The organism is Trinickia caryophylli (assembly GCF_034424545.1).
Lineage (GTDB): Bacteria > Pseudomonadota > Gammaproteobacteria > Burkholderiales > Burkholderiaceae > Trinickia > Trinickia caryophylli.
Genome location: NZ_CP139970.1, coordinates 1,710,910 through 1,736,210 on the forward strand (window position 1 = coordinate 1,710,910; position 25,301 = coordinate 1,736,210).

Annotated in this window: 23 protein-coding genes; 5 read left to right on the forward strand and 18 right to left on the reverse strand. The window is 65.5% G+C overall.

Annotated elements, in window-relative coordinates; genetic code table 11:
* Window positions 1–278 precede the first annotated feature (278 nt).
* On the reverse strand, window positions 279–989 hold the full coding sequence (locus tag U0034_RS07810; protein WP_085228278.1) for a transposase: 711 nt from the start codon (window positions 987–989) through the stop codon (window positions 279–281).
* A gap of 183 nt (window positions 990–1,172) precedes the next feature.
* On the opposite strand from U0034_RS07810, the gene U0034_RS07815 reads away from it, so the two are divergent.
* Both U0034_RS07815 and U0034_RS07820 read left to right on the forward strand, forming a co-directional pair.
* Complete coding sequence (locus U0034_RS07815; RefSeq protein ID WP_085228279.1) at window positions 1,173–1,898, forward strand: OmpW/AlkL family protein; 726 nt, start codon at window positions 1,173–1,175, stop codon at window positions 1,896–1,898.
* 248 nt (window positions 1,899–2,146) lie between these two features.
* A complete protein-coding gene (locus U0034_RS07820) occupies window positions 2,147–2,524 on the forward strand; it encodes a DUF883 family protein (protein WP_085228280.1) in 378 nt (125 codons plus the stop codon).
* A gap of 71 nt (window positions 2,525–2,595) precedes the next feature.
* Here the strand turns inward: U0034_RS07820 and ugpQ are convergent, their stop codons facing one another.
* The 12 genes from ugpQ to pilM form a co-directional block, all read right to left on the reverse strand.
* Window positions 2,596–3,357, reverse strand: a complete 762-nt coding sequence (gene ugpQ / locus U0034_RS07825; RefSeq protein ID WP_085228281.1) for a glycerophosphodiester phosphodiesterase — start codon at window positions 3,355–3,357, stop codon at window positions 2,596–2,598.
* 66 nt (window positions 3,358–3,423) lie between these two features.
* On the reverse strand, window positions 3,424–4,515 hold the full coding sequence (locus U0034_RS07830) for a sn-glycerol-3-phosphate import ATP-binding protein UgpC (RefSeq protein WP_085228282.1): 1,092 nt from the start codon (window positions 4,513–4,515) through the stop codon (window positions 3,424–3,426).
* Between the two features lie 62 nt (window positions 4,516–4,577).
* Complete coding sequence (gene ugpE, locus U0034_RS07835; protein ID WP_085228283.1) at window positions 4,578–5,423, reverse strand: sn-glycerol-3-phosphate ABC transporter permease UgpE; 846 nt, start codon at window positions 5,421–5,423, stop codon at window positions 4,578–4,580.
* A complete protein-coding gene (gene ugpA / locus U0034_RS07840; RefSeq protein ID WP_085228284.1) occupies window positions 5,420–6,304 on the reverse strand; it encodes a sn-glycerol-3-phosphate ABC transporter permease UgpA in 885 nt (294 codons plus the stop codon). The genes ugpE and ugpA overlap by 4 nt, the downstream gene beginning before the upstream one ends.
* A 131-nt stretch (window positions 6,305–6,435) precedes the next feature.
* On the reverse strand, window positions 6,436–7,764 hold the full coding sequence (gene ugpB, locus U0034_RS07845; protein ID WP_085228285.1) for a sn-glycerol-3-phosphate ABC transporter substrate-binding protein UgpB: 1,329 nt from the start codon (window positions 7,762–7,764) through the stop codon (window positions 6,436–6,438).
* A 78-nt stretch (window positions 7,765–7,842) separates the two neighbouring features.
* Window positions 7,843–9,042, reverse strand: a complete 1,200-nt coding sequence (locus U0034_RS07850) for a deoxyguanosinetriphosphate triphosphohydrolase (RefSeq protein WP_085228356.1) — start codon at window positions 9,040–9,042, stop codon at window positions 7,843–7,845.
* A gap of 64 nt (window positions 9,043–9,106) precedes the next feature.
* The gene (aroB, locus tag U0034_RS07855) at window positions 9,107–10,183 is read right to left on the reverse strand and encodes a 3-dehydroquinate synthase (RefSeq protein ID WP_085228286.1); all 1,077 of its coding nucleotides are present in this window, start codon (window positions 10,181–10,183) and stop codon (window positions 9,107–9,109) included.
* Window positions 10,180–10,686, reverse strand: coding sequence for a shikimate kinase (locus tag U0034_RS07860; RefSeq protein WP_386092293.1), 507 nt, complete (start codon window positions 10,684–10,686; stop codon window positions 10,180–10,182). Before U0034_RS07860 ends, aroB begins: the two co-directional genes overlap by 4 nt.
* A gap of 140 nt (window positions 10,687–10,826) precedes the next feature.
* Window positions 10,827–12,470: a type IV pilus secretin PilQ gene (locus tag U0034_RS07865; protein WP_176072635.1), complete on the reverse strand. Its 1,644-nt coding sequence runs from the start codon at window positions 12,468–12,470 to the stop codon at window positions 10,827–10,829.
* A gap of 116 nt (window positions 12,471–12,586) precedes the next feature.
* Window positions 12,587–13,531 carry a hypothetical protein gene (locus U0034_RS07870; RefSeq protein ID WP_139831167.1) on the reverse strand — a complete coding sequence of 315 codons (945 nt, stop codon included), beginning with the start codon at window positions 13,529–13,531 and terminating at the stop codon, window positions 12,587–12,589.
* Window positions 13,528–14,166 (reverse strand): hypothetical protein, encoded by a 639-nt coding sequence (locus U0034_RS07875; protein ID WP_085228290.1) that lies wholly within the window; start codon window positions 14,164–14,166, stop codon window positions 13,528–13,530. Before U0034_RS07875 ends, U0034_RS07870 begins: the two co-directional genes overlap by 4 nt.
* A complete protein-coding gene (pilM, locus tag U0034_RS07880; protein WP_085228291.1) occupies window positions 14,163–15,185 on the reverse strand; it encodes a pilus assembly protein PilM in 1,023 nt (340 codons plus the stop codon). Before pilM ends, U0034_RS07875 begins: the two co-directional genes overlap by 4 nt.
* A 217-nt stretch (window positions 15,186–15,402) precedes the next feature.
* Here pilM and U0034_RS07885 point away from each other — a divergent pair, with 217 nt between their 5' ends.
* On the forward strand, window positions 15,403–17,838 hold the full coding sequence (locus U0034_RS07885; protein ID WP_085228292.1) for a penicillin-binding protein 1A: 2,436 nt from the start codon (window positions 15,403–15,405) through the stop codon (window positions 17,836–17,838).
* Between the two features lie 64 nt (window positions 17,839–17,902).
* On the opposite strand, the gene cyaY is transcribed toward U0034_RS07885, so the two are convergent.
* On the reverse strand, window positions 17,903–18,226 hold the full coding sequence (cyaY, locus tag U0034_RS07890; RefSeq protein WP_085228293.1) for an iron donor protein CyaY: 324 nt from the start codon (window positions 18,224–18,226) through the stop codon (window positions 17,903–17,905).
* Window positions 18,227–18,274: 48 nt separating this feature from the next.
* On the opposite strand from cyaY, the gene lptM reads away from it, so the two are divergent.
* Both lptM and lysA read left to right on the forward strand, forming a co-directional pair.
* Window positions 18,275–18,580 (forward strand): LPS translocon maturation chaperone LptM, encoded by a 306-nt coding sequence (gene lptM / locus U0034_RS07895; RefSeq protein ID WP_085228294.1) that lies wholly within the window; start codon window positions 18,275–18,277, stop codon window positions 18,578–18,580.
* A gap of 46 nt (window positions 18,581–18,626) precedes the next feature.
* A complete protein-coding gene (gene lysA / locus U0034_RS07900) occupies window positions 18,627–19,889 on the forward strand; it encodes a diaminopimelate decarboxylase (protein ID WP_085228295.1) in 1,263 nt (420 codons plus the stop codon).
* A gap of 29 nt (window positions 19,890–19,918) precedes the next feature.
* Here the strand turns inward: lysA and msrQ are convergent, their stop codons facing one another.
* The 4 genes from msrQ to U0034_RS07920 form a co-directional block, all read right to left on the reverse strand.
* Window positions 19,919–20,623: a protein-methionine-sulfoxide reductase heme-binding subunit MsrQ gene (gene msrQ / locus U0034_RS07905; RefSeq protein WP_085228296.1), complete on the reverse strand. Its 705-nt coding sequence runs from the start codon at window positions 20,621–20,623 to the stop codon at window positions 19,919–19,921.
* Window positions 20,624–20,648: 25 nt separating this feature from the next.
* Window positions 20,649–21,653 (reverse strand): protein-methionine-sulfoxide reductase catalytic subunit MsrP, encoded by a 1,005-nt coding sequence (gene msrP / locus U0034_RS07910; RefSeq protein WP_085228297.1) that lies wholly within the window; start codon window positions 21,651–21,653, stop codon window positions 20,649–20,651.
* A 191-nt stretch (window positions 21,654–21,844) separates the two neighbouring features.
* Window positions 21,845–23,029: a c-type cytochrome biogenesis protein CcsB gene (gene ccsB / locus U0034_RS07915; RefSeq protein WP_085228357.1), complete on the reverse strand. Its 1,185-nt coding sequence runs from the start codon at window positions 23,027–23,029 to the stop codon at window positions 21,845–21,847.
* 4 nt (window positions 23,030–23,033) lie between these two features.
* On the reverse strand, window positions 23,034–25,226 hold the full coding sequence (locus U0034_RS07920) for a cytochrome c biogenesis protein ResB (RefSeq protein ID WP_085228298.1): 2,193 nt from the start codon (window positions 25,224–25,226) through the stop codon (window positions 23,034–23,036).
* Window positions 25,227–25,301 lie beyond the last annotated feature (75 nt).

Below are 25,301 nucleotides of genomic sequence, written 5' to 3' on the forward strand. Positions count from 1 at the left end.
CCGAAGAAAGGGCACGCGTCGGTCAGGCCGCTGGAAATCGGAATATACGCGACGAATCAAAGGAATAGCAACAAAAATCGCATGATACGACCCCAATTATCGCGCCGCATCATTGCGGTGCATTTTTAATGGGGACATATCAACAAAGCATGCAGATAGGCGCGTCAAAAGAAAAAGCGGCCCGCGATGGGCCGCTTCGGTCGCGCGCGCAGCACCGCCCGCGGCGGTCGCTGCGCCGAATGACGGCCGCCGGCGGGCGGCCGGAGAAACTCGCCGTGCTACTGCTGCGTCTGCGGCGTTTCGCGGACCTTTTTGGGTCGGCCGCGCGGCAACGGCGAAACGCGGCGGTTCGCGGCGCGCGCCGCCCACTCGCGATAAGACTCGCCGCCGAGCACCCAGCCTTTGAGCGTGGCCTGCTGCAACTCGTTGGTTTCGCGCTCGTCGAGCGGTTGCTCGCAAAGGTCCTTGTAGGCGCGTTGCCGTTCGAACGGCGTATTGCCGAGCGACCAGTAAAGAGGGTGGTCGGTCACGAGGCTGTCGACCGTGAGCCCGATGTGATGGCGATAGCTCGACCATCGGTAGTCCTCGCCTGCCGGGACGAGGTGCTCGCGCACGGGAGACAACTCGATCACGCGACTTGCGAGCAGGAAGTATCGCTCGCCTTCGATGACCGTCGCGCGATAGCGGCCTTCCCACAATGTGCCGCGCCGCGAGTATCGGCGGTTGAAGTGCGCGACGTAGCGCCTCCCGACCGCCTGCATCGCTTTGGGCAAGCTCGATTCGTCGCTCGGCGTGACGAGCAGTTGGACCGTGCCCGGCATCAGCACATAGGCGTGAACTGCCAGACGGTGATCGCGCGAAGCGGCTTTCAGGCAATCGACAAAAAGCTCGTAGTCCTGTTCGTCGACGAAAGCGGGCTGCTGGTCGAGTCCGCGCAGGATCACGTGCTGCGGCTGTTCAGGGACGTAAAGACGTGCAAGCCGTGCCATGCTGGATTCCGTTAGTACGTTGGTGATAACCCCAAGGGACGAAGCGCCGCGTGAGTCTGTGCGACGGGCTGATGCGGCTTGCGCCGCGTGCGTGCCACGCTAGGGAGAATGCTCTAGCGAGCGCGCTTGGTTTGTTTGAAACCTTCTACTCATAATAGGCGGGCCTTTTATGGAGGAAGACACATGAAATTAAAAGAGGCCATTACGGGGGCCGTCCTGGCGCTCGCCTGTACGACGGCTGCGCAGGCACAATCGGCTGGCACCTTCTACGCTACAACGGGGTGGTTCCATCTCGCCCCTCAAAGCTCCAGCGATCCGTTCAAACAAATCAGCCTCGGCGGCACGACGATCAACAGAGAGGTCGCCGGCACAGGTTCGACCGTCGACAACTCCGACACGCTGGGCCTGAGCATCGGCTACTTCATCACGGATCATCTTGCCGCCGAACTCGAAGGCGGCATCCCGCCGAAATTCAACATCGAAGGCACAGGCTCGTTCGCCTCGTACGGCAAGCTCGGAAGCGCCCGGCAATGGAGTCCCGCCTTGCTCTTCAAGTGGAATTTCATGAAGCCCGACGACCGGTTCCGGCCGTATCTCGGCATTGGCGTGACGCGCGTCTGGTTCAGCGACGCGAAGATCACCAACACTGCATTCGAGTCCGGCGTGCTTCATGGCAGTCCGACCTCCGTTTCGACGGATCGTTCCTGGGCCCCGGTATTCAATGCCGGTTTCAATTACTCGTTCAACAAACACTGGTTTGCCGGCGTGTCGATCTCGTACATTCCGGTCAGCGTGACCGCGGATCTCACGACATCCAACGTCGGGCCATTCGGCGTGACGTCGCACACGCAAGCAAAGATCAAGCTCAACCCGATCGTGACCTACGCAAAGATCGGGTACGCCTTCTAGCCTAGTGCAAGTTGAGCATTTGATGAACGCCGCTGTGATTCACGGCGGCGTTGTAATTTCAACCGTGGACATTGTTCGCCGGTAACGTTTCTACTCGTTTTTCATCGCATCTTTGCCGCGCCTGCCCGCGCGAACCGGTGCGCCCGCCACTGCCCGGGCGTTGGCACCGAAGTTGCGGCAGCATGGCTTCCCCGCAGTCGGACTGCGGGTTCGTCCATCCCGTTACTCGAAAACCGAGGGAGCGACCCATGACCGCACTACCGAATACGCGCGACGCGCTCGAAACCTCATGGAAAAGCGCCGGACGCCACGCACGTCGCATCGCGAGGCATAGCCGCAACGCCGCCGGCGATATCGGCGGCGAGATGCGCGAGCTACTGTCCGAGCTGGAGGAAACGCTGGCCGACGGCACACAGGCCGACGCGGCCGTCTTGCGCGAGCAGATGCGCAAACGACTCGACGCCGCGCGTGCCCGGCTCGACGGCACGCGCGAGACGATACGCCAACGCGCTGCTTCCGCCGTCTCCGGCGCCGAGCACTATGTACGGGAAAACCCGTGGGAGACGCTCGCGGTCGTTGGAGGACTCGCGCTGCTCACGGGCTGGCTGATGGCACGCAACCGCTGATTTCCCTTCACGCTCCTTCATGCCCCTTCACGCCCGGTCTTCGAGCGGTCGGGCTGCGCGTGAGCGTGCGCTCACACCCGCTCGAAAAAGTCCGCGCCGATGAGATCGATGCGATCCGTACAGATCGTATCGACACCCCAGCCGGCGAGTTCGCGGGCGCGTGAGAGATCGTTGACCGTATAGACGAGGAGGCGCAAACCCGCCGCCTTGATGTCGGCCACGCGCGCAGCGTCGAGGTGGCGATGGTTCACGTGCAGGGAAATGCAAGCCAGCCCCTCGGCCTGTTCCCGCCAATCGCGCGGAATGGCATCGACGAGCAGGCCCCTCGGTAACGAGGGGCCTGCCTCGCGCGCCGCCGTGAGCGCCGCCACCGAGAAGGAGGACAGCAGCGGGGCCGGTGCCTCGCCCGCCCACAGCCGCGCGGCCTCGGCAGCCACCCGTCGTCCGGTCTCGATGTCCCGGCCCGGGCACGGCTTGATTTCGACGTTCGCAGCCAGCCCGCGTGCCATGCAGCGTTCGGCCACCGCCTCGAGCGTCGGCATCCGCTCGCCGGCGAAGCGCGCGTCCCGCCAACTGCCCGCGTCGAGCGCGGCGAGTTCGGCGTAGCGCATACGCGCAGCCGCGCCCTGCCCGTTCGACGTGCGATCGACCGTGTCGTCGTGCAGCAGAAAGACGATGTCGTCCAACGAGAGCTTCGCGTCGAATTCGACCATCCTGTGGCCGAGTTGCGCGCCGGTATCGATCGCGGCCAGCGTGTTCTCGGGGGCAAGCGTTCCGCCGCCGCGATGCGCGGCCACGCGGGGGTACGGCCAGGGGTGCGTCTGCGTCGTCATGACTCTCTCATCGACTATGTCGGGCTCGCGACCGGCATGGGCGCCGGTTCTCGGGCGCCGGCTCGTTCAGGCGAGACCGGCGCGCGCGCCGCTCGTCGGATCGAAAAAGTGCAGATGCTCGGGCGGCAGCACGGCCGATACGACCTCTTGCCGTACAGGCCTGTGCGCGTGGGGTAGACGCACCGTCACATCGTGCCGGCCCCAGCGCCCATGCGCGAGATTGTCGGCGCCGAGCAGCTCGCACGACTCGACGACGAGCGGTGCCTGCGGCGGCCCCGCACGCGGCGTCATATGCTCCGGGCGAATGCCGAGTATCCAGTCGCGTCCGCACGCGATCTCCCGCCCGACACCCGGCACGTCTGCGAGCGCGAGCACGGGGCCGCCGCCCGCCACCTCGAACGTCCTGCCGTCGTCCGCGAGCCGCCCCTCGATCAGGTTCATCGCCGGCGAACCGATGAACCCCGCCACGAACACGGTCGCCGGCCGTTCGTACACTTCAGTTGGCGCACCGATCTGCTCGGCGCGGCCGCCGTTCATGACGATCACGCGCTGGGCAAGCGTCATCGCCTCGACCTGATCGTGAGTGACATAGACACTCGTGGTCGCCAGCCGCGCATGCAGGCGCTGAATCTCGAGCCGCATCTGAACACGCAGCTTCGCGTCGAGGTTGGAAAGCGGTTCGTCGAAGAGGAAGACGGCCGGCTCGCGCACGATCGCACGCCCCATCGCCACCCGCTGGCGCTGCCCGCCCGACAACTCGCGCGGCTTACGGCCCAGCAACGGCTCGAGTTCGAGAATCTTCGCGGCCGACGCCACGCGGCCATCGATCTGCGCGCGGTCGATGCCACGAATCTTGAGCCCGTACGCCATGTTCTCCCGCACGCTCATATGCGGATAGAGCGCGTAATTCTGAAACACCATGGCGATGTCGCGATCCTTCGGCTCGAGCGTGTTGACGACGCGGCCTCCGATAGCGATGTCGCCTTCGGAGACGCTCTCGAGCCCCGCGATCATCCGCAGCAGCGTGGACTTTCCGCAACCCGACGGGCCGACGAGCACGACAAACTCGCCGTCCGCGATGTCGGCATCGATGCCGTGCAAGACGAAGTGCTTGCCGTCGTAGCTCTTGCGAACGCCCTTCAAACTCAGCGCAGCCATACTTGGTCAGTTCTCCTGATGATCCGCCCGGGGCGGCAGCCCGTAGCGGCATTTACCGGCGTTTATTTTTCCGCGTCGACGAGCCCGCGCACGAACCAGCGCTGCATGGCGATGACGACGCCCAGCGGCGGCAGCATCGCAAGCAGCGTCGCGGCCATCACGAGATGCCAGGCCGTGGCGGCATCGCCGGAGGCGATCATGCTCTTGATGCCGACCACGGCCGTCATGAGCGACTGCTCGCTCGTGACGAGAATCGGCCACAGATACTGATTCCAGCCATAGATGAACGTGATGACGAAGAGGGCCGCGATGTTCGTTTTCGACAAGGGCAGCACGACGTCGAAGAAGAATCGCATCGGGCCGGCGCCGTCGATGCGCGCGGCGTCCATCAGTTCGTCGGGCAGCGTCATGAAGAACTGACGAAAGAGGAACGTGGCGGTGGCCGACGCGATGAGCGGCAGCGTGAGGCCGGCATAGGTATTGACCAGGTGCATCGACGAAACGACCTGCACCGTGGGAAAGATCCGCACCTCGACGGGCAGCATCAACGTGACGAAGATCAGCCAGAAGGCCGTGTTGCGCAGCGGAAAGCGGAAGAACACGATCGCGTAGGCCGAGATGATCGACACGGCGATCTTGCCGATCGAGATCGCGAGCGCCATGACGACGCTCGTCAGCAGCATGTGCCCGAACGGGCTCGCCGCGTTGCCGGTACCCTGATTCCAGATGCGTGCCACGTTCTCGAAGAGATGGCCGCTTGGCACGAGCGACAGCGGCACCGTAAACACTTCGCGCTCGCTCATGGTCGCCGCGCAAAAGGCCACGTAAACGGGAAATGCGATCACCACCACACCGAGGATCAGCACGGCGTGACAGAAGAGATCGAAGCCTTTGCGATTCTCGATCATGCGTACTGTACCTTGCGTTCGACGAAGCGGAACTGAACGACGGTCAGCGCGACGACGATTACCATCAGCACGACCGACTGCGCCCCCGAACTGCCGATATCGAGGCCCTGGAAGCCTTCGGCGAAGATCTTGTAGACGAGCGTTTTCGTCTCCTGGGCCGGCCCTCCTCCCGTAGCCGCGTCGATAACGGGGAACGTATCGAAGAAGGCATAGACCATGTTGACGACGAAGAGGAAAAACGTCGTCGGCGACAGCAACGGCAGAGCAATGCCGAAAAAACGCCGCACAGGGCCGGCGCCGTCGATCGCGGCAGCCTCGATCAACGAGCGCGGAATCGCCTGCAATCCCGCATAGAAGAAAAGAAAGTTGTAGCTGACCTGTTTCCAGACCGACGCCAGCACCACGAGAAACATCGCCTGTCCGCCATTGAGCGCATGGTTCCAGACGATGCCCGCCTTGGCCAGCGCGTAAGTGACGAGGCCTATGCTCGGATTGAAGAGGAATGCCCAGAGCACGGCGGCGAGCACCGGCGCCACGGCATACGGCCAGATGAGCAACGTGCGATAAAGCTTCGCACCGCGGGTGACCCGGTCGGCGCACATGGCCAGCAGCAACGACACGGCCAGGCCCGTCGCCGTCACGAGCGAGCTGAAAACGAGCGTCGTCTTGAACGAATCGAGGTAGAGCGGATCGGCGAACAGGTGCGCGAAGTTCGCGAAGCCGACAAATTCGCTCGACGTGCCGAACGCATCCTGCATTTGCGTCGACTGCCAGAGCGCCACGCCCGCCGGCCATAGAAAGAACACGGCGGTAATGGCCAACTGCGGCGCGAGGAGAAGATAGGGTAGCGGACTCGCCGCAAAACGGGAACGTTCTCGCATGACTTTTGGGTGCCTGCTCAATGACGCTGCCGCCCACACGCGCCGGATGGAACGGCACAGCGCGGGCGTTCTTCGGGTGGAACCGTCGTGCCGCGTGCCGGGCGCCCGGCACGCGGTGGGCGCCCGCAGGCTCAGGTGCCCGACTTCTCGAAACGGCGCAGCAGCTCGTCGCCGCGGGACACGGCCGAATCGAGGGCGTCCTTCGCGGTCTTCTTCTGCGCCCAAACCTGCTCGAGTTCCTCGTCGACGATCGTACGGATCTGCGGCATGTTGCCGAGTCGCAGGCCCTTCGTATACGGCAGAGGCGGCTTGTTCAACATCTGGCGGATCGCCGTATCCGCGCCGGGATGGCTCTTGTAGAATCCCGACTTTTCCGTTTCCTCGTAGGCGGCCTGCGTCACGGGCAGATAGCCCGTGTCCTGGTGCCACTTGGCGGCCACGGCCGGCGAGGAAAGATAGGTGAGGAACTTCACCACACCCTTGTAGACATTCGGATCCTTGCCCGAAAGCACCCAGAGGCTGGCTCCGCCGATGATCGCGTTTTGCGGCGCCCCCTTCACGTTCGCGTCGTAAGGCATCATGCCGGTACCGAACTCGAACTTGGCGTATTTGCGGATCGTCGCGAGCGAGCCCGAGGAACCCATGAGGATCCCGCAGTCGCCGCTATAGAATTTCGCCGCCGGTTCGTCCTTGCGGCCCGCATACGTGAACGTGCCGTCCTTCGCCATTTTCTGGAGGAAGGCGATATGGGCGACCTGCTGCGGCTTGTTGAACTCGAGCTTCGCGTCCGTGCCGTCGAAGCCGTTGTTGCGCGTGGCGAACGGCAGCCCGTGCCATGCGCTGTAGTTCTCGAGCTGCACCCACGCCTGCCACGCCGTCGTGAACCCGCACGACATGCCGGCAGCCTTCAGCTTCGCGGCGTCGTCGGCCAACTCCTGCCACGTCTTCGGCGGCTGGCTCGCATCGAGGCCCGCCTTCTTGAACGCGTCCTTGTTGTAGTACAGCACCGGCGTGGAGCTGTTGAACGGCATCGAAACGAGCTCGCCCGTCTTTGCATCGCTGTAGTAGCTCGCGATGGTCGGCACGAACTGCTTCGAATCGAGCGGCGTGCCGGCCTGCTTGAACACCTCGCTCACGGGAACGATGGCCTTTTTGGCCTGCATCATCGTGGCCGTGCCTACCTCATACACTTGCAGGATCGCCGGCGCATTGCCGCTGCGATAAGCGGCAATGCCGGCTGCGAGCGTCTGATCGTAAGTGCCCTTGAAGACGGGCACGATCTTGTAGTCGCTCTGCGATGCGTTGAACTGGTTGGCGATCTCGTTCACGCGCTCGCCGAGCGCGGCCTCCATCGCATGCCAGAACTGGATTTCCGTGGCGGCCGAGGCGACCTGCGTCGCACCGGCGAAGAGCACACCCCCGAACGCGAGCAACCGAACCAGCGTCTTGCAATCCCTCATTTCTTCTCCTTGGAAATAACGCGCCGATAAGCGCGCGGCCGGCACGGAGTCGAATCGGCCTCGTGCCGGCCGAACAGTTTAGTTATCGTTGATGACAAATAAACGTTGGTATTCCTTCAGGGCGTAGCGGTCCGTCATGCCCGCGATGTAATGCGCGATGAGCCGCGGCTGCGTGGCCGGGTCATCGGCGAAGTAGTCGGGCGGCAAGAGCCGCGGGTCTTCGGTGAACGCGGCAAAGAGCCCGCTGATGACGCGCCGCGCCTTGCTGGCCATACGCATCACACGGTAGTGCCGATAGAGATTCCTGAAAAGGAAGCGCTTGAGCTCGGCTGCCTGTGCCGCCACGGCGCCGCTGTGCGCTACAAGCACGGGGGCGGCGCGCACGGCGTCGAGCGAATCGGGCGCATGCTCGGCCAGATTGGCGCGCGTGGTCTCGATCAGATCGACGATGAGCGTATTGATGATGCGCCGCACCGTTTCGTGCACGAGACGCCGGCCATCGAGCTGCGGATGCGCGCGGCGGGCTTCCTCGTAGTGCCGCTGCCACAGCGCCACCTGCGAGAGCTGCTCGATAGTCAGGAGCCCTGAACGCAGGCCATCGTCGACGTCATGGTTGTTGTAGGCGATCTCGTCGGCGATATTGGCGATCTGGGCCTCGATCGAAGGCCGCTTGGCCGTCAGGAACCGCTCGCCGAGTTCTCCGAGCTTGAGCGCATTTTCGCGCGAGCAGTGCTTGAGAATGCCTTCGCGCGTTTCGAAGCAGAGGTTGAGGCCATTGAAGCCGCCGTAGTGCTCCTCGAGTTCGTCGACAACGGCGAGGCTCTGCAGATTGTGCTCGAAGCCGCCATGCTCGCGCATGCAGTCGTTGAGCGCATCCTGGCCCGCATGGCCAAACGGCGTATGACCAAGATCGTGCGCAAGCGAAATGGCCTCGACGAGATCCTCGTTCACGCGCAGGTTGCGCGCGACCGAGCGCGCGATTTGGGCCACCTCGAGGCTGTGAGTGAGACGCGTGCGAAACAGGTCCCCCTCGTGATTGACGAATACCTGCGTCTTGTATTCGAGGCGGCGAAAGGCCGTGGAATGGACGATACGGTCGCGATCGCGCTGGAACTCGGTGCGCGCGTGCGGCGCGGCCTCGGAATAGCGGCGCCCGCGCGAGCGCGCCGAGTGCGCCGCGTAGGGCGCGAGATGCGCTTCGAGCATGGCGACGGTCGGCGCGCCCCACGCCGGGGTCCGCGGATCGCCCGGCACGGCGCCGGCCGATTCGTCGAGCATCGGGTTCTGGTTCATGTCATCCCCCTCGAATCACGGCGCGGCGCCTGAGCTCGGCCGGCCGTCGTCAGATGCTGGCCGCGAGCGTTGCTCGCAGTACGTCTTCCGGCACGCCCGTCGTCATCGCCTCGCCAATGCGCTTGAGCAAGATGAACTTGATCTGGCCGGCCTCGGCCTTCTTATCGACCTTCATGAGGTCGATATAGCGGGCATCGCCGAGCGCCGGGGCTTGCACGGGCAGTTTTGCGGCGCCGACGAGGGCAACGATGCGCTTGCGCGCCGCGTCGTCGAGATAGCCGAGCCGCACCGAGAGATCGGCTGCCATTGCCATGCCGCAGCCGACGGCCTCGCCGTGGAGCCACTCGCCATAGCCGAGCCCCGCTTCGATCGCATGGCCGAACGTATGCCCGAAGTTGAGAATGGCCCGCAGGCCGCCCTCGCGCTCGTCGGCCGCCACGACCGCCGCCTTGATCTCGCAGCAGCGCTTGACGGCATGCGCGAGCGCGTCGGGATCACAGCCATTCAACGCATCGATATTCGACTCGATCCACTCGAAGAACGCCGGGTCGGCAATCGCGGCGGTCTTGATGATCTCGGCGATGCCCGCCGCGAGTTCGCGCCCGGGCAAGGTGCGCAATGCGCCGATGTCCGCCACGACGGCAAGCGGCTGGTAGAACGCGCCGATCATGTTCTTGCCGAGCGGATGGTTGATGCCGGTCTTGCCGCCCACCGACGAATCGACTTGCGAAAGCAGCGTCGTCGGTACCTGGATGAACGGCACGCCGCGCATGTAGCAGGCGGCGGCGAACCCCGTCATGTCGCCGATGACACCCCCGCCCAGCGCGATAAGCGTCGTCTTGCGGTCGGCGCGGCCCTCGAGCAACGCATCGAATACGAGATTGAGCGTCTCCCAGTTCTTGTAGGCTTCGCCGTCGGGCAGTACCACGGTGGAGACTTCCTTGCCGAGCGGCGCGAGCGCGGCGCGCAGCGCGTCGCCGTAGAGCGGCTCGACCGTGGTATTGGTGACGATCGTCACCGACGTGCCCGCGATGTGGGGCGCGAAAAGCGCGGTCTGGCCGATGAGCCCCGCGCCGATATGAATGGGATAGCTGCGTTCGCCGAGATCGACGTTGACGGTAATCATGAGTTTATCTGCCGAGTGATGCCGGCCATTTCGAGCTGCATCAGGACCGTGTTGACGAGGCCGTTGACGGATGGCCGCCCGGTTTCGACAACGAAATGCGCGCATTCGCGGTAAAGCGGATCGCGTATGTCATAGAGCGCTTCGAGCTTGGCCTTCGGATCGTCCGTCTGCAAAAGCGGGCGATTCTTGTCCTTGCGCGTGCGCAACCAGAGATCGTGCGGGTTCGCACGAAGATAGACGACGATGCCGCGCTTGTGAAGCAACTCGCGGTTATCCGCACGCAGTACCGCGCCGCCGCCCGTGGCAAGCACGATCGATTCGCGCGAGCTCAGCTCGGCGATGACCTGCGCCTCGCGCTCGCGAAAACCCACCTCCCCTTCCAATTCGAAGATGACGGGAATGCGCGCACCGGTACGCGCCTCTATTTCGTGATCGGAATCGAAAAAAGGCCGATCGAGCCGGCGCGCGACCGCGCGACCCACGGTGGTCTTGCCGGCCCCCATGAGTCCCACGAAAAAAATATTGGTGTGTGCGCCCTGCTCTTGCAACAGTATCCTCTGAACAATTCCGCTATGGCTCGTGGCGCAGCTTACTGGCAAAGGCGCCGGCTTGTCGAGTGCGCCCGCCCGGGCGTGGCCGGCCGTCATTGGTCAGCCCCGATCACGCGCGGCGTGATGAAAACCACGAGTTCGCTCGTCTGCTCGCGCGCCATCCGATGCCGAAAAAGCGCACCCAAAAGAGGTATTTTGCCTAACACCGGCACGCGCGTCACATCGTCGCGACGCGATTGCTCATAAATACCGCCGATCGAGACCGTACCGCCATCCTCGATTTCCACCCGTGTGCGTACGCGCTTCGTGTCGATGGCGGGCCCGGCCGCGGTCGCCTCGCCTACGCTGTCCTTGGCGATATCGAGATCCAGCACGACGCGGCCGTTCGGGGTAATCTGCGGCTCCACGTCGAGCCGGAGCGTCGCGCGGCGAAACTGGACGCCCGAGACGCCGTTGCGCACTTTGGCCTGGTATGGCAGCTCGGTGCCCTGTTCGACCGTCGCCTTCATGCGATCCGCCGTGACGATGCGCGGGCTCGACACGAGTTGCCCGCGCCCCTCGGCCTCGAGTGCGCTGAGCTCGGCCGTGACGAGGCGCGTCGCGCGCGCCGCGAAGAGCGTCAAGCCGGCCGTGGCCGCCTCGAATCCGCCCAGCCCGCGTGCGGCAAGGTCGTGCACGAGCCCGTTGGCGCCGCCGCCGCCCAAGCCCGCTGCCTCGCGGCCGGCTCCGTTAGCCGCGGCGGCAGCCCGCACCGAGAGGCGGGCGCCGAGATCGCGCGAAAACCCTCGCGCACCCTCGACGATGCGAGCCTCGATAAGCACCTGCCGGTTCGGCTTGTCGATCGCCTCGACGAGCCGGGCCACCTGGGCGAGGCGAGCGTCCAGGTCGGTCACGAAGAGCAGGTTCGTGCGCGCATCCGCCATCGCGGCGCCACGTTTCGAAAGCACACGCTGCGCGCCGGCCGCCGTCAGCAGGCGCTGCACGTCTTCCGCACGCGGGTAGCGCAAAACGAACGTGCGGCTCGCGAGTGGCTCGAGATCGGCCGCACGGGCATGGGCTTCGAAGCGTTGCCGCTCGCGCGCGGCGAGCTCCGCCACCGGCGCGACCCAGATCACGTTGCCTCTGCGCGTCATCGCGAGGCCCTTGGCGTCCAGCAGCGTATCGAATGCCGTCCGCCACGGCACGTCGTTCAGAAAGAGCGTGACCGGACCGCGGGCGCGCTCGCTCGCGACGATGTTCAGGCCCGTAAACCGCGCAAAGGCGTCGAGCACGTCGGCGAGGCTGGCTTCGCGAAAGTGCATCGTAATCGGCGCATCGTCGAGCACGCGCGGGCGGCCCCCCGCCGCGCCCGCACTCAGGCGCGGCGCGGGGGCAAGCGGCACCGGCGGTCCCTCGAGGCGCACGCCAGCCGATGCGCCGGGCTGCGCCTCGGGCAACGGCGCGAGCCCTTGTCCGAGCCGATCTTGACGTGCCGGTCGGTCTTCCGATTCGCCGCTCGGCCCTTCGGCCGCATCATTGGCTGCTTCGTTGGCGTGGTGCGCAGCGTCCGGTGCCCGCCGCTGGGCGCGCGCATCACGCGACGATGAAAGGGCCAGGCCTACGTCATCGTCTTCGTCGTCATCATCGCCAGGCTCTACTTCGCCAACGCCGGGCGGGACATCGTCCAACTCGGCAACCGGCGCGGCGCGCTGCGATTCACCCCCGGCATCGAGCGGCGCGGCGGTGTGCTCGCGCATCTGGCCGGGGGTCCAATCGGCCGGCCAGGGCGGCAGCGGGGGGATGGCCGCGCGCCCAGGCCAGCTGGCGACCGCGCCAACCGCGATCAGCCACGCCGACACCGTCGATCGCGGACTCACGACGCCTCCTCTGCCAGCGTCATCACGCGTTCGCCGGCCTGTCCCGCAAGCGTGACGGCGCGCGGGCCGATGCGCACGAGCCGCTCGAGCCCGACTGCCTGCCCCGCCAGCCGCACCATGGTGCCTTCGCTCGTGTCGAGAACCGCAATCGAACGGTGCCCATCGCGCATGGTCCCGAGCAGCCGAACGGCTCGCACCTGTCGGGCGGCTTGCTGCCGCGAGACATCGAACGGGTCATGGAACCACGGTTGCCGCTCCTCGCCGCGGGCGCGCTGGCCGTCCGGCGCCGCTTCGCCCTCCCGGGCAATCGGCGATGCGGGCAGTCCCTCGTGGACACGCAGCGTCGTTTCGAGCAGCAGCATGCCGTCCGCCTGCTCGACGCTGAACTCAACCGGCACGACGAGCACGGGCAGCGTCGAGAGCCTCTGCACGAATCCGACGAGCCCGGCGAAGCTCGTCCGTGCCGACATCCGCACCGGGCGAACCGCGTGGGGGCCGTCCCCGACTACCGCACGCGGCTCGAGAGTGCGAATCGTCATGCCGTGCCGGGCTGCCAGCGTCGATACGGCTTGCCAACGCGGGCCTGCCGACGAGGAGACATCGGGGTTGCGTTCGGGGCCCGCCTGCATACGCCCGCGAACCGATGGCAACTCCGCCACGCGTGCGCGCGCCGCTTCGACGCGTCGCGCGAGTTCGGCCGGTGCCGGCTGCCCGGCGAGATGCCCGTCGAGCCCGGCGACGTGTGCGCCATACCAACTGCACGCGAACGCCGCAACGGCCGCCGCCGCGGCGGCAACGCACCGGTGCGCGGCCCCCCAGGCGTGCGGCGCCGTTGCTCCCACCCGGAACCAATGTCCGATCCTCGCGACCCTGACATGACCGGGCGAGGCCGGCGCACTATGCCGAAACGCGGCACCAGGGGCGATGAATGCCGTGCTCATGGCCGTGCCCCTGTGGCCCGCGGCGGCGCCCCCGCAGCGGAGGCGCCCACGCGTGCCCATTCGAGACGAGCCACGACGTCGACGGGAAGGGCACTTCGCCGGGCCCCCCGGATATCGGTTATCTCGGCGGCGCGTACACCGGGCACGCGGGCGAGGCGCCCGATCCAGCCTGCGGCGACGGTGGAATCCGTTGCCCCAGCCCGCAACTCCACACCCGCTTCGGTATGGTGCAGCCGATAAAGCGCGACGCCCGGAGAGGGCTCGCCACTCAAGGCATCGACGAGCGCCGACAGGTCCCGGCCCGGCCCTGCAAGACGGGCGACGAAGATATCGCGCTCGCGCGCCTGGGTCTCGATGGCGTCGAGCCGCGCACGCTCGGCGAGCAGCGGCTCGAGCCCGCGCAGCTGCGCTGCGAGCGCCGAGCGCGGACCGGCCTCGCGCGCATCCCCGAAGGCATTCCACGCGATTGCCGCTCCTGCCGCCGCAATGCCGGCCGCGGCTGCCGACGCGCACTCGATGAGCCGCCGGCGGCCACGGCCACGCTTGAGCGCCTGCCGGTACGGCAGCAGATTCAATCCGCCAAGACACAGGCCCGTCACGCACCCATCGCGGTTCGTAAGCAGCCTTGCGGTCATGGCGCCTCCCCGCGCAGCGCGAGTCCGAAAGCAACGGCGAACGCAGCCGCTCGCGGCTGGCCGCAAGCATGCGGGAACTGCCCGCGCACGCTGCCGTCGACGAATGCCGCGCAATCGAACGTCGAGACTGTGCAGCCGAGCGCATCGCCGATATCGGCAAGCGTCAAGCCATAGCCCTCGAGCCTATCGAGGTCGCCTGCGACGATCGCGCGCGCCAATGCCCGAGAGCCCGAAAGCCCGCGCAGCGCCGCTACCGGATCGCCGCCGGCGGCGCAGTGGATTTCGTCTGCCGGCGTGCCATGCTCGACGCGCCACGCGTAAAAGCCGTCTGCACCAATCCAGACAGCCGCGTACGCGTCGCCCTCTTGCCGCTCGAGCGCTGCCGCCCGGCAAAGAGCACGGCAAGCCGCCAGCGGCTCGGCATCGACGGCATCGAGCACGACGCCCGCCGCGGCCGCCACCTCCACGCGCATCTCCACCCATTGCCGTTGTGCAGCCGCGATCATGAGAGATGGATCGCCGACGGCATGGCTCGATGCCCCCGCGGACATAACCCCAACCGGGTGCCCCAGCGACCAATCGAGCGCGAGCGTGTCACCCGGAAAGCCCGTGACACGCTCGGCCTGGGCCCGCACCAGGGGTTCCATGGCCGGCAAAGCCGCGTCGGACAAGGCAGCAGCGGTCATGGTCATTGCGGGGTGCCGGGCGGCGGGCACCAGCGCACGAAAAACGGCGCTGCCGGGCAGTGCCATGGCGTAGGACACGGCGCGCGCGCCGTGCCGGCCGGGCCACGCGTCGACGAGCCGCGCGAGCGCCGAGGCCGCAGCCTCGCGTTCGGCCGGCGCCGCGCCGCCTTGCCAGGCGGGCTCGAGCGGCGCCGCGCCGAACCACTCCACGCGGACAGACGCCGCGTGAGAGCCGCCGCGGCTCAGTATCGCGAGCCGCACTTCCGTTGTGTCGAGATCGATGCCGCCGGCATAGCGGCGTGCGCCGCGCCGGCGGCGCGTCAGGATGGGCATGTTTTCTCCTCGAGGCAGCCCCCGCGTGGCGGCCGCCCTGCATGTTTTGACGTGGAGAAATTGTGCGAACGGCAGTATCGTCTGAACACTCGGCCGGACGGCCAATCGATTTAGAGACAAGAGGAAGCGGAAGCGTCGTGCGGATCCCCCCCATTAAGCCAATCGAAAGGCGCATCGAGCGCCGGCTATAATCGCGGCCTCAGCCCTCAGCTTTTTTATGCAGCCGATCGACCCTCCCCCGCCAGAGTCCCCCCCGCCCTCCGCCAGCGCCGCATCGCCGCGCTGGCGGCGCGTGCTCGTGAAGTGTCTCGTATGGTCGGCCGGGCTTTGCGCCGCAGGCGCAGTGAGCGTCGGGCTGGTGCTCGGCTACGGGCTCGTGGTCGCCAGCCCACGGCTGCCGTCGATCGAGGCGCTCACCGATTACCGCCCGAAAATTCCGCTGCGCATCTACACGGCCGACCACATCCTGATCGGCGAATTCGGCGAGGAGCGGCGCGATGTCGTGCACATCGCCGACGTACCCGTATTCCTGAAGCAGGCGATCCTCGCGATCGAAGACGCTCGCTTTTACGATCATGGCGGAGTCGATCTCGCGGGCATCGTGCGGGCAAGCGTGGCGGCGCTCTACAACGGCCACGCGACGCAAGGCGCGAGCACGATCACGATGCAAGTGGCGCGCAACTTCTTCCTGTCGAGCGAAAAGACGTACACGCGCAAGGTGTACGAGATGATGCTCGCCTACAAGATCGAGCGCGAACTCTCGAAGGACCAGATCCTCGAGGTCTACATGAATCAGATCTACCTCGGTCAGCGCGCCTACGGGTTCGCATCGGCCGCGCGGATCTATTTCGGCAAGGACCTCAGGCACATCACGCTCGCCGAAGCCGCCATGCTCGCCGGCCTGCCGAAAGCCCCGTCGGCTTATAACCCGATCGTCAACCCGGCGCGGGCCAAGCTGCGCCAGCAGTACATCCTGCAGCGCATGCTGGAACTCGGCGACATCACCCAGGCCCAGTACGACGCAGCCGCCAACGAGCCGCTCGCGGTCGTGAGGACGCCCGTACAGCAGTTCAGCGTGCACGCTGAATACGTGGCCGAGATGGTCCGCCAGGCAATGTACGCGCAATATCACGACGAAGCCTACACGCGCGGGCTCTCCGTCGTGACGACGATAGACTCTGCCGATCAGGCCAACGCCTACCGTGCGTTGCGGCGCGGCCTTTTGGCCTATGACGCGCGCCGTGGCTACCGGGGGCCCGAGGGCTATATCGCACTGCCGCCTTCGGCCGACGCACGCAAGGATGCTATCGCCAATGCGCTCGCGAGCCGCCCCGACAATGGCGAGATCGCGGCCGCCGTGGTGACGGCCGCCGAGCCGCGCCGCGTCGAAGCCTCGTTCGGCGACGGCACCGTGATCGCGCTCGAAGGGGACGGCCTGCGTTTTGCCGCGAGCGCGCTCTCGCCGCGCGCGCAACCGAACGCCCGCATCCGGCCCGGTGCGATCGTGCGTGTAGCGAGACGCGACAACGGCAGTTGGGGAATCGTGCAGTTGCCGCAAGTCGAAGGCGCCTTCATTTCGATCGTGCCGCAAGACGGCGCGATCCGCTCGCTCGTCGGCGGGTTCGATTTCAACAAGAACAAGTTCAATCACGTCGTGCAGGCATGGCGCCAGCCCGGCTCGAGCTTCAAGCCATTCATCTACTCGGCCTCGCTCGAAAAGGGCCTGGGCCCCGCCACCGTCATCAACGACGCCCCGCTCTTTTTCAGCGCGGCGCAAACGGGCGGTACGCCGTGGGAGCCGAAGAACTACGGCGGCGGCTTCGACGGCCCGATGACGATGCGCACGGCATTGCAAAAATCACGCAACCTCGTGTCGATCCGCATCCTGGCGCATATCGGCACGCACTACGCGCAGCAATACATCACGCGCTTCGGCTTCGACGCAGAGCGTCATCCGGCCTATCTGCCGATGGCGCTGGGGGCGGGCCTCGTCACACCGCTGCAGATGGCCGGGGCCTACTCCGTCTTCGCCAACGGCGGCTATCGCGTGAACCCCTACCTGATCTCGGAGGTGACGGACCCGCAAGGCATCGTCCTCGCGCGCGCGCAGCCGATCGTCGCCGAGCAGAGCGCGCCGCGCGCGATCACCGAGGCCAATGCCTATGTGATGACGAGCCTGCTGCAAAGCGTGGCGCAGCGCGGCACGGGAGCGAAGTCGAACGAGTTGGGCCGCAAGGATCTCGCCGGCAAGACGGGCACGACGAACGAATCGCGCGACGCGTGGTTCGCGGGCTACCAGCACACGCTTGCCGCGATCGCATGGGTCGGCTATGACAACCCGCGCAGCCTCGGCGATCGGGAAACGGGCGGCGGCGTGGCGCTGCCGATCTGGATCGACTACATGCGCGATGCGCTCAAGGGAGTGCCGGCCTACCAGATGCCGATGCCGGCAGACGTTCAGTCGCTCGCCGGCGAGCTTTACCTGGACGGTTTCCAGCCGGGCCAGGGCTTCGTCGCGTCGGTCGGCGTGCCGTCTCCCGAAGAGAGCACGGGAGACGGGCAGCCGGAGGTGGCCGGAGCATCGGGCACACACCCCGCCGCGTCCGCGGAGGACGAATCGCAACGCGTCACCAATCTGCTCGACGGCAGGTAGGGCACACCGGCCGCAACGAGGCGGGCACGTCGCTGAACGTCGCCGAACGTCGCAAAGGGACGCGTCAGGAAGGCACGACGAACGTAACCGGCTCGCCCGCGTGCTGCGTCGCGTATTCGGACAGCGCGGCGAAGAACTCGGCGCCGCTGCGCGTGTCGCGCCACTGGCCGTCCGCATATCTGAAGTGAAAGCCGCCCGCCTTCGCCGCGATCCAGATCTCCTGCATCGGCGGCTGCAGATTGACGATGATCTTCGAGCCGTTGTCGAACTCGAGGGTGAGCACGTTGCCGTTGCGGGACGCTTCGATATCCGCATCGATGTCGTCGAGCGCCCCCTCGATCGCGGCGAGGACCGCTTCGGCCCGGGTGAGGTAGTCATTGTCGGTCATGCTAAACTCCGGCGCTTAAACACATTCACAGGCCATTCAGAGGCAGTCATGCGAGTCGTTTTCAGGATGAGCGCGATTGTAGCGGCTTTGGCCGTTGCGGCAAGCGCGTCGTTGGCAGGCTGCGGCCAACGCGGGCCACTCTATCTGCCGACCGTACCGCCGCTGCCGCAAAAACCGGGCACGCAACCCGTGCCGCAGGCCGCCCAGGCAGATATCGCACCCGAGGCCGAAACGCCTTCGGCCACCTCGGCGCCGCTCATGTTGTCGCCTGCCGACGAACTCGGAACGGGATCGAGCGCGAAGGCTCGAGCGCCCGCAAGTGCGCCGTCTTCGGTCAGCGCGCCCAACGAGTGAAGCAGCGAAACGCCCCAACCCGTAGCCCAGCATTCGAGTCCCGCGCATGTCCCAATCCGCCTTCCGGTACGTCGACGGTGTGCTGCACGCCGAAGGCGTCAGCGCCGTCGCTCTGGCCGACCAGTTCGGCACGCCGCTTTATGTCTATTCGCGCGCGGAGCTCACGCGTGCCTACGGAGCCTATGCGCAGGCGTGCGCGGGCCGCCGCGCATCCGTGCACTTTGCGGTGAAGGCGAACAGCAACCTCGCCGTGCTCAATGTGTTCGCCCGGCTGGGTGCCGGCTTCGACATCGTGTCCGGCGGCGAACTCGCACGCGCACTGGCCGCCGGAGGCAAAGCGGAGCGCATCGTGTTTTCGGGCGTCGGCAAGAGCGCCGATGAAATGCGCGAAGCGTTGAACGCAGGCGTGAAATGCTTCAACGTCGAGTCGATTCCGGAACTCGACAGGCTCGACGCGGTGGCCGGCGAACTCGGCAAAAAGGCACCCGTCTCGCTACGCGTCAACCCCGACGTCGATCCGAAAACGCACCCGTACATCTCGACCGGCCTCAAGGCGAACAAGTTCGGCGTTGCCTTCGACGAAGCACGCGCGGTCTATCGGAACGCCGCCGCGATGCCGCATCTCGACGTGGTCGGCATCGACTGCCATATCGGTTCGCAGATCACCGAAATCGCGCCCTATCTCGATGCGCTCGACAAGTTGCTCGACCTCGTCGAGCAAATCGAGGCCGACGGCACGACGATCGAGCACATCGATGTGGGCGGCGGCCTCGGCATCACGTATGACGACGAAACGCCGCCCGACACGGCGCTCTTCGTGCGAACGCTGCTCGACCGTATCGAGGCGCGCGGCCACGGTCACCGCGAGGTGTTTTTCGAGCCGGGCCGCTCGCTTACGGGCAACGCAGGCGTGCTGCTCACGCGCGTAGAGTTCCTGAAGCCGGGCGCGGAAAAAAACTTCGCGATCGTCGACGCTGCCATGAACGACCTCGCCCGCCCGGCGATGTACCAGGCGTATCACGCGATCGAGCCCGTGGTGCCGCGCAGCGCTGCATCGCGCGTGTACGACGTTGTCGGCCCCGTGTGCGAAAGCGGCGACTGGCTGGGCCGGGAACGCTCGCTCGCCATCGCGCCCGGCGATCTGCTCGCCGTTCGCTCGGCGGGCGCCTACGGCTTCGTCATGAGCTCGAACTACAACACGCGCCCGCGGGCGGCCGAGGTGATGGTCGACGGTACCGAGGCGCATCTCGTGCGCCCGCGTGAGACGGTACGCGAACTCTTCGCGACTGAAACGATCCTGCCGCGCTGAACCGGCACGCGCGCTCCGCCTGAACGGATCTAGGCGCGCTGCCGGCGCTCGCGCGCTTTCGCCAGCAGCCATACGGCCAGCCGCCAGCCGAGCAGGGCAACGACGATCGCCCCATAGATCTTCGGCAGTTGCAGATCGTGCTTGCCGGCCTTCAACCACCAGAAATGCAGGATGGCGAGCGCCGCGATCGCGTAGACGGCGCGGTGCAGCGTCTGCCAGCGGCGGCCGAGCTTGCGCGCCGCCGCGCGTGGCGACGTGGCGGCGAGCACGATCAAAAGGACGAACGCAGCAAAGCCGACGGTAATGAACGGCCGCTTGCCGATATCCTTGACGATCTCGGCGATGTCGAACCACTTGTCGAACCAGAGATAAGTCACGAAGTGCAGGCATGCGTAGAAAAACGCGTAAAGCCCGAGCATGCGGCGAAAACGCAGCAAGGCGGTAAAGCCCGTCATCTTGCGCACCGGCGTCACGGCCAGCGTGATGCAGAGAAAGACGAGCGTCCAAAGGCCGGTCGACCATGTAATGAAGCGAATCGGGTCTGCGCCCAGGCCACCCGTGAGGCCGAGCACGAGCAGTCGCACGAGCGGATACCAAGCCGCCACGAACACAGCGACCTTCGCCGGTGCGACCCATCGATCGGCCCGGCGTGCCGGCGCGGCCTTCGCTGAGCGCAGGTTGCGCGCGGCGCTCGCATTGCGCTCGCGCGGGAGCGTCGAGGTATCGGTCGTCATTTCGGTATGCCCCGTTCGTCAAGACTCAGAAGTTCTTGCGCAGATCCATGCCCTGGTACAGAGAGGCGACGAATTCCCCATAACCGTTGAACATCAGCGTCTTGCGTTTCGGCGTAAAAAAGCCGTCCTCTCCAATCCGGCGTTCGGTGGCTTGACTCCAGCGCGGATGATCGACATTGGGGTTCACATTCGAATAGAACCCGTACTCGTTCGGCGCGTAGGTATTCCAACTCGTCGGCGGTTGCTTTTCGACGAAGCGGATCTTCACGATCGACTTCGCGCTCTTGAAGCCATATTTCCAGGGCAGCACCATGCGGATCGGCGCGCCGTTCTGGTTCGGGAGCACTTGCCCATAAAGCCCGACGGCGAGCAACGCAAGCGGATTCATCGCTTCGTCCATGCGCAGGCCCTCGGAATAGGGCCAATCGAGAATGGGGTCGGATAGCCCGGGCATCTGCGATCGATCGGCCAGCGTGATGAACTGCACGTACTTGGCGTTGCCTGTCGGCTGCGCGCGCTTGACGAGTTCCGCGAGCGGAAAGCCGATCCACGGTATGACCATCGACCAGCCTTCGACGCATCGGTGGCGATAAACGCGTTCCTCGAGCGGCGCCAGCTTCAGCAAATCGTCGATGTCGTAGACCTTCGCATTCTTCACCTCGCCCTCGACGCTTACGCGCCACGGATGCGGGCGCAAGCTCCCCGCGTTGTGCGCCGGGTCGCTCTTGTCGGTGCCGAATTCATAGAAGTTGTTATAGGTGGTGACGTCCTGGTAAGGCGTCGGTTTGTCGGACACGACGAACTTCGCGTTGGTGACCGCGGCGAGCTTTTTCGCTCGCGCATCGGGCGACGCGTAGGTGGCCTGAGCGGTTCCGCTCGCACCGAAGAACCCGCCGGCAGCCGCGAGACCGGCAAACCCGGCCGCGCGCAGGAGCCGCCGCCTGTGCTCGAACACAGCACGCGGCGTAATTTCGCTCGGGCTGACATCCTCGCCGGCGAGAAGAATGCGCTGCTCTCGTTTGATCAACACGATGACTGCTCCTCTCAAATAACGCGGGACACGGCATTCATGGCCCGCCAGCCGTATATACCGCGCGTGGGCGTGTTTGGATGCACCTGAAATCCGCAGACGAAAAAAAACCGCCGAAGGTGGCCCGGCGGTCTTTTTCGGTACCGATCGGCCCGGGCACGAAACAACGCCCGGGCGCGCCTGCCTGCGGCTTACAGCTTGCCGTAGCTGTGCAATCCCGAGAGGAACATGTTCACGCCCAGGAATGCGAACGTCGTCACGAGCAGCCCTGTAAGCGCCCACCAGGCCGCCACGGCGCCGCGCAACCCCTTCATGAGCCGCATGTGAAGCCAGGCCGCGTAGTTGAGCCAGACGATGAGTGCCCAGGTTTCCTTCGGGTCCCAGCTCCAGTACCCACCCCACGCCTCGGCGGCCCACAGCGCACCGAGAATCGTCGCGATCGTGAAGAATGCGAATCCCACCGCGATCGACTTGTACATGACGTCGTCGAGCACGTCGAGCGAGGGCAGGCGATCTGCGAGAACGCCGCGTTCCTTGGCCAGATACGCCACGCCCACCATGGCCGAAAGTGCGAAGCTGCCATAGCCGATGAAGTTGGCGGGTACGTGGATCTTCATCCACCAGCTCTGGAGCGCGGGCACGAGCGGCTGGATCTGCTGCGCATCGCGCGCGATCGAGTACCACATCAGGAAGCCGACCGCCGCGCCGATCACGAGCAGTACGAACGAGCCGAGCGCCCGGGTACCGTAATGCACCTCGTAGTACAGATAGAAGAGCGCCGTGATGAGACAGAACAGCACGAACACTTCATAGAGGTTCGAAATCGGAATGTGCCCGACGTCGGCACCGATGAGGTAGGACTCGTACCAGCGCACCATCAGGCCGGTGAACCCCATCAGTACGGCGAACCAGGTCAGCTTGGAGCCGATCGCGCCGCCCGACGGCGACCGCGAAAGCATGCCGATCCAATAGAAGACCGTGGCGAGCACGAAGAGCGCGCTCATCCAGAGAATAGCCGACTGGCTCGACAGGAAATATTTGAGGAAAAAGGCGGAGTCGGCCCGCGTCAGGTCACCGTGATAAAGCGAAATCGACGAGAGCGCGAGCACGGCGATGCCGGCCATCAACAGGCGGGCAGGCTTCCAGCGCCAGCCGAGCACGACAAGCGCGGGCGTCGAGCCTGCGAGCACGAGCTTGTCGTAATAGTTCATGTAGGCGTGGTAGCGCGAAAGGGCGAAGCCCGCACCCGCCACGAGGGCCAGCGCGAAGAGCCAGTCGATCGCGGTGAGCCGCCGCAGAAACGAACGCTCGTCAAGGACCCCGGCTGCGGGGGCGCTCGCCGTGGGGTGCGAGCGGGAGGCGTTGGTCAGATCCATGATGTTACCGAGTATGATCGTGCGCGCCGTCGCCCGGCGCGGTTGCTGCTTCATGGGCGGTCGTGCCGAGCGTCGCGCCCACCGTGTTGCGCGTACGCGCGAATTCCTTCTCGAAGTCGAGCGTCTTGCGTGCCGTCGACATCGCCATGACCACCAAGACGCCCGAGGCCGTCTCCTTGAGCCAGAACCAGAGCCGCCGCTCGCGGACGTAGAACATCGAAAAAATGCCGATCACGAGCAGCAGGCTGCCAAGATACACCAGTTTCTTGCCGGGTGCGCGCGTGAGCTGGAACACCGACGCCTGGACCTGCGTGAACGAGTCGAGCTGCAGATAAACCGGCGATCCGTACAAAAAGCTGTCGGAAAGCGCATTGATCGAACTCTGCACGAAGCGCGTCGCGCTCGCGTCGGCCTTCATGTCGGGCTCGCCGGCTTGCTCGCGGGCGAGCTGCCAGAGGTCCCACATCGAGCCTTCGAGCATGCGCAGCAACAGCGATGCCGCCTTTTCCTGCTCACCTTTCGGTACCGAGCGGTCGATGAAGGTGGCGATGGCTTGAAAGCCGGCGCTGTTCTGCCCCATCGGCGTCTTGCCGAGACCGTCTTCCGCTCCGGCGAAGAGCGTCAGCACGCGTTGGGCGCTTTCCTGGAGATGCTCGCGCAGAGTCGGATTCTGCTCCACCACGGCGCGCGCGGCGAAGCGCTGGGCCGCAGCGTTGCGCAACGACGGGTTCTCGAGCGCCGAGCGCAACAGCATCCATTCCTTGACGGTACCGTCGCTGCCGGCCGGAATGCGCAGGAAGCGGAACGGATCGTCGGGCGCGAGCCTGACACCGGCGAGGAAAACGCGCTCGCCGTCGATCTCGACGGGCAGCATATAGTTGTTGAATTCGCGCGCCTGGCCGTCCGTGCCGCGAATCTTGTATTGCACCGAAGGGCCGACGTTGTGCAGATCGAGCGGCTTGGAACTCTTCGCGCCCGAGCCGAGCCGATTATCGAGGAACTGCTCGACCGGATGCGCGCTCACACCGCGCGCATCGGTCTTACCCTTGGCGTCGGTGATGTTCTCGACATTGATCGCCCGGAAATCGGTGAACTCGACGGTCTGCCCCGCTACCCCTGGCATCGAAGCGGAAAGCGGCGCGGCCGCGCCGATCGTACCCGAGATCGGCATCGTTTTCGTCGCGTCGCCGGTCATGGGCCATGCCGTCAGGCTCAATTTCGAGCCACCGTCCTGAAAGCTCGACTGGTAGATCGAGATACCGTCGTACTCGAACGGCTTGTTGACCTCCACGCGAGCGGGAATGCGCTGGCCCGTCTTGTGGTCGACCACGACGATGTCGCTCGCGAAGAGCTTCGGCATACCAGTCGAGTAGTAGTCGACGATGAACTTCTTCAGTTCGATCGAAAACGGCAGATCCTGGATCAGCGAACCGTTCGGCTGATTGAGGATGGCGGTGGAGACATGCTGCCCCTCCGGCACCCAGGCGTAGCCGCGGAAAGTCGGGTTGGACTCGGAGAGCCGGTGCTCGGGCGAGATTTCATTGATGACGCCGTTGCTCGTCACGGGAGACTTGCCGAAGAGCCACATCTGGAATTTGATCGGCAGATTGCTGTCGAGCAGCCCGCCGATGCAGATGACCACGATGGCGAGGTGCGCGAAGATGTAACCGATCTTGGCAAACGCGCCGCGCTTGGCAGCGATCAATGTCGCGCCTTCGTTTTCCCGAACGACATGCCGGTATCCGAGCCGGCCGAGCAGCGCGGCGAGGCGCGCGGTCGTATCGGCGCGCGTGGCCGTACCGGCGAGCGCGTATTCGGCCTTGTGATGAAAGGCACGCAGGCTGCCTTCGCGGACCTTGTCCTTCCAGCTCTTCATGTCGGCGATCATCTTGGGCGCGTTGCGCAGCACGCAAAGCGAGATCGAGACGATCAGAAAACCGAGGATCAGCATGAACCACCAGGCACTGTAGACCGTGTAGAGGCTCAAGCCGCGGAAGATGTCCGCCCAGAACGGGCCGAACTGGTTGACGTAGTTCGGGTACGGGTCGTCCTGCGTCAGCACGGTACCGACGACGCTCGCAATGGCGAGCACGACCAGCAGCGCGATCGCAAAGCGCATCGAACTCAGTAATTCGACGGCGCTGCGCAGCACCCGCCGTTCCGACTTCAGTTCAAAACCCGACGTGGTAACACTCATTCCTGCTCCAAACTACCATGCAAAAAAGGGTAGGGCCGCCGACGCAGCGGCGCCCCACCCTTTTCTTGTTTTCGT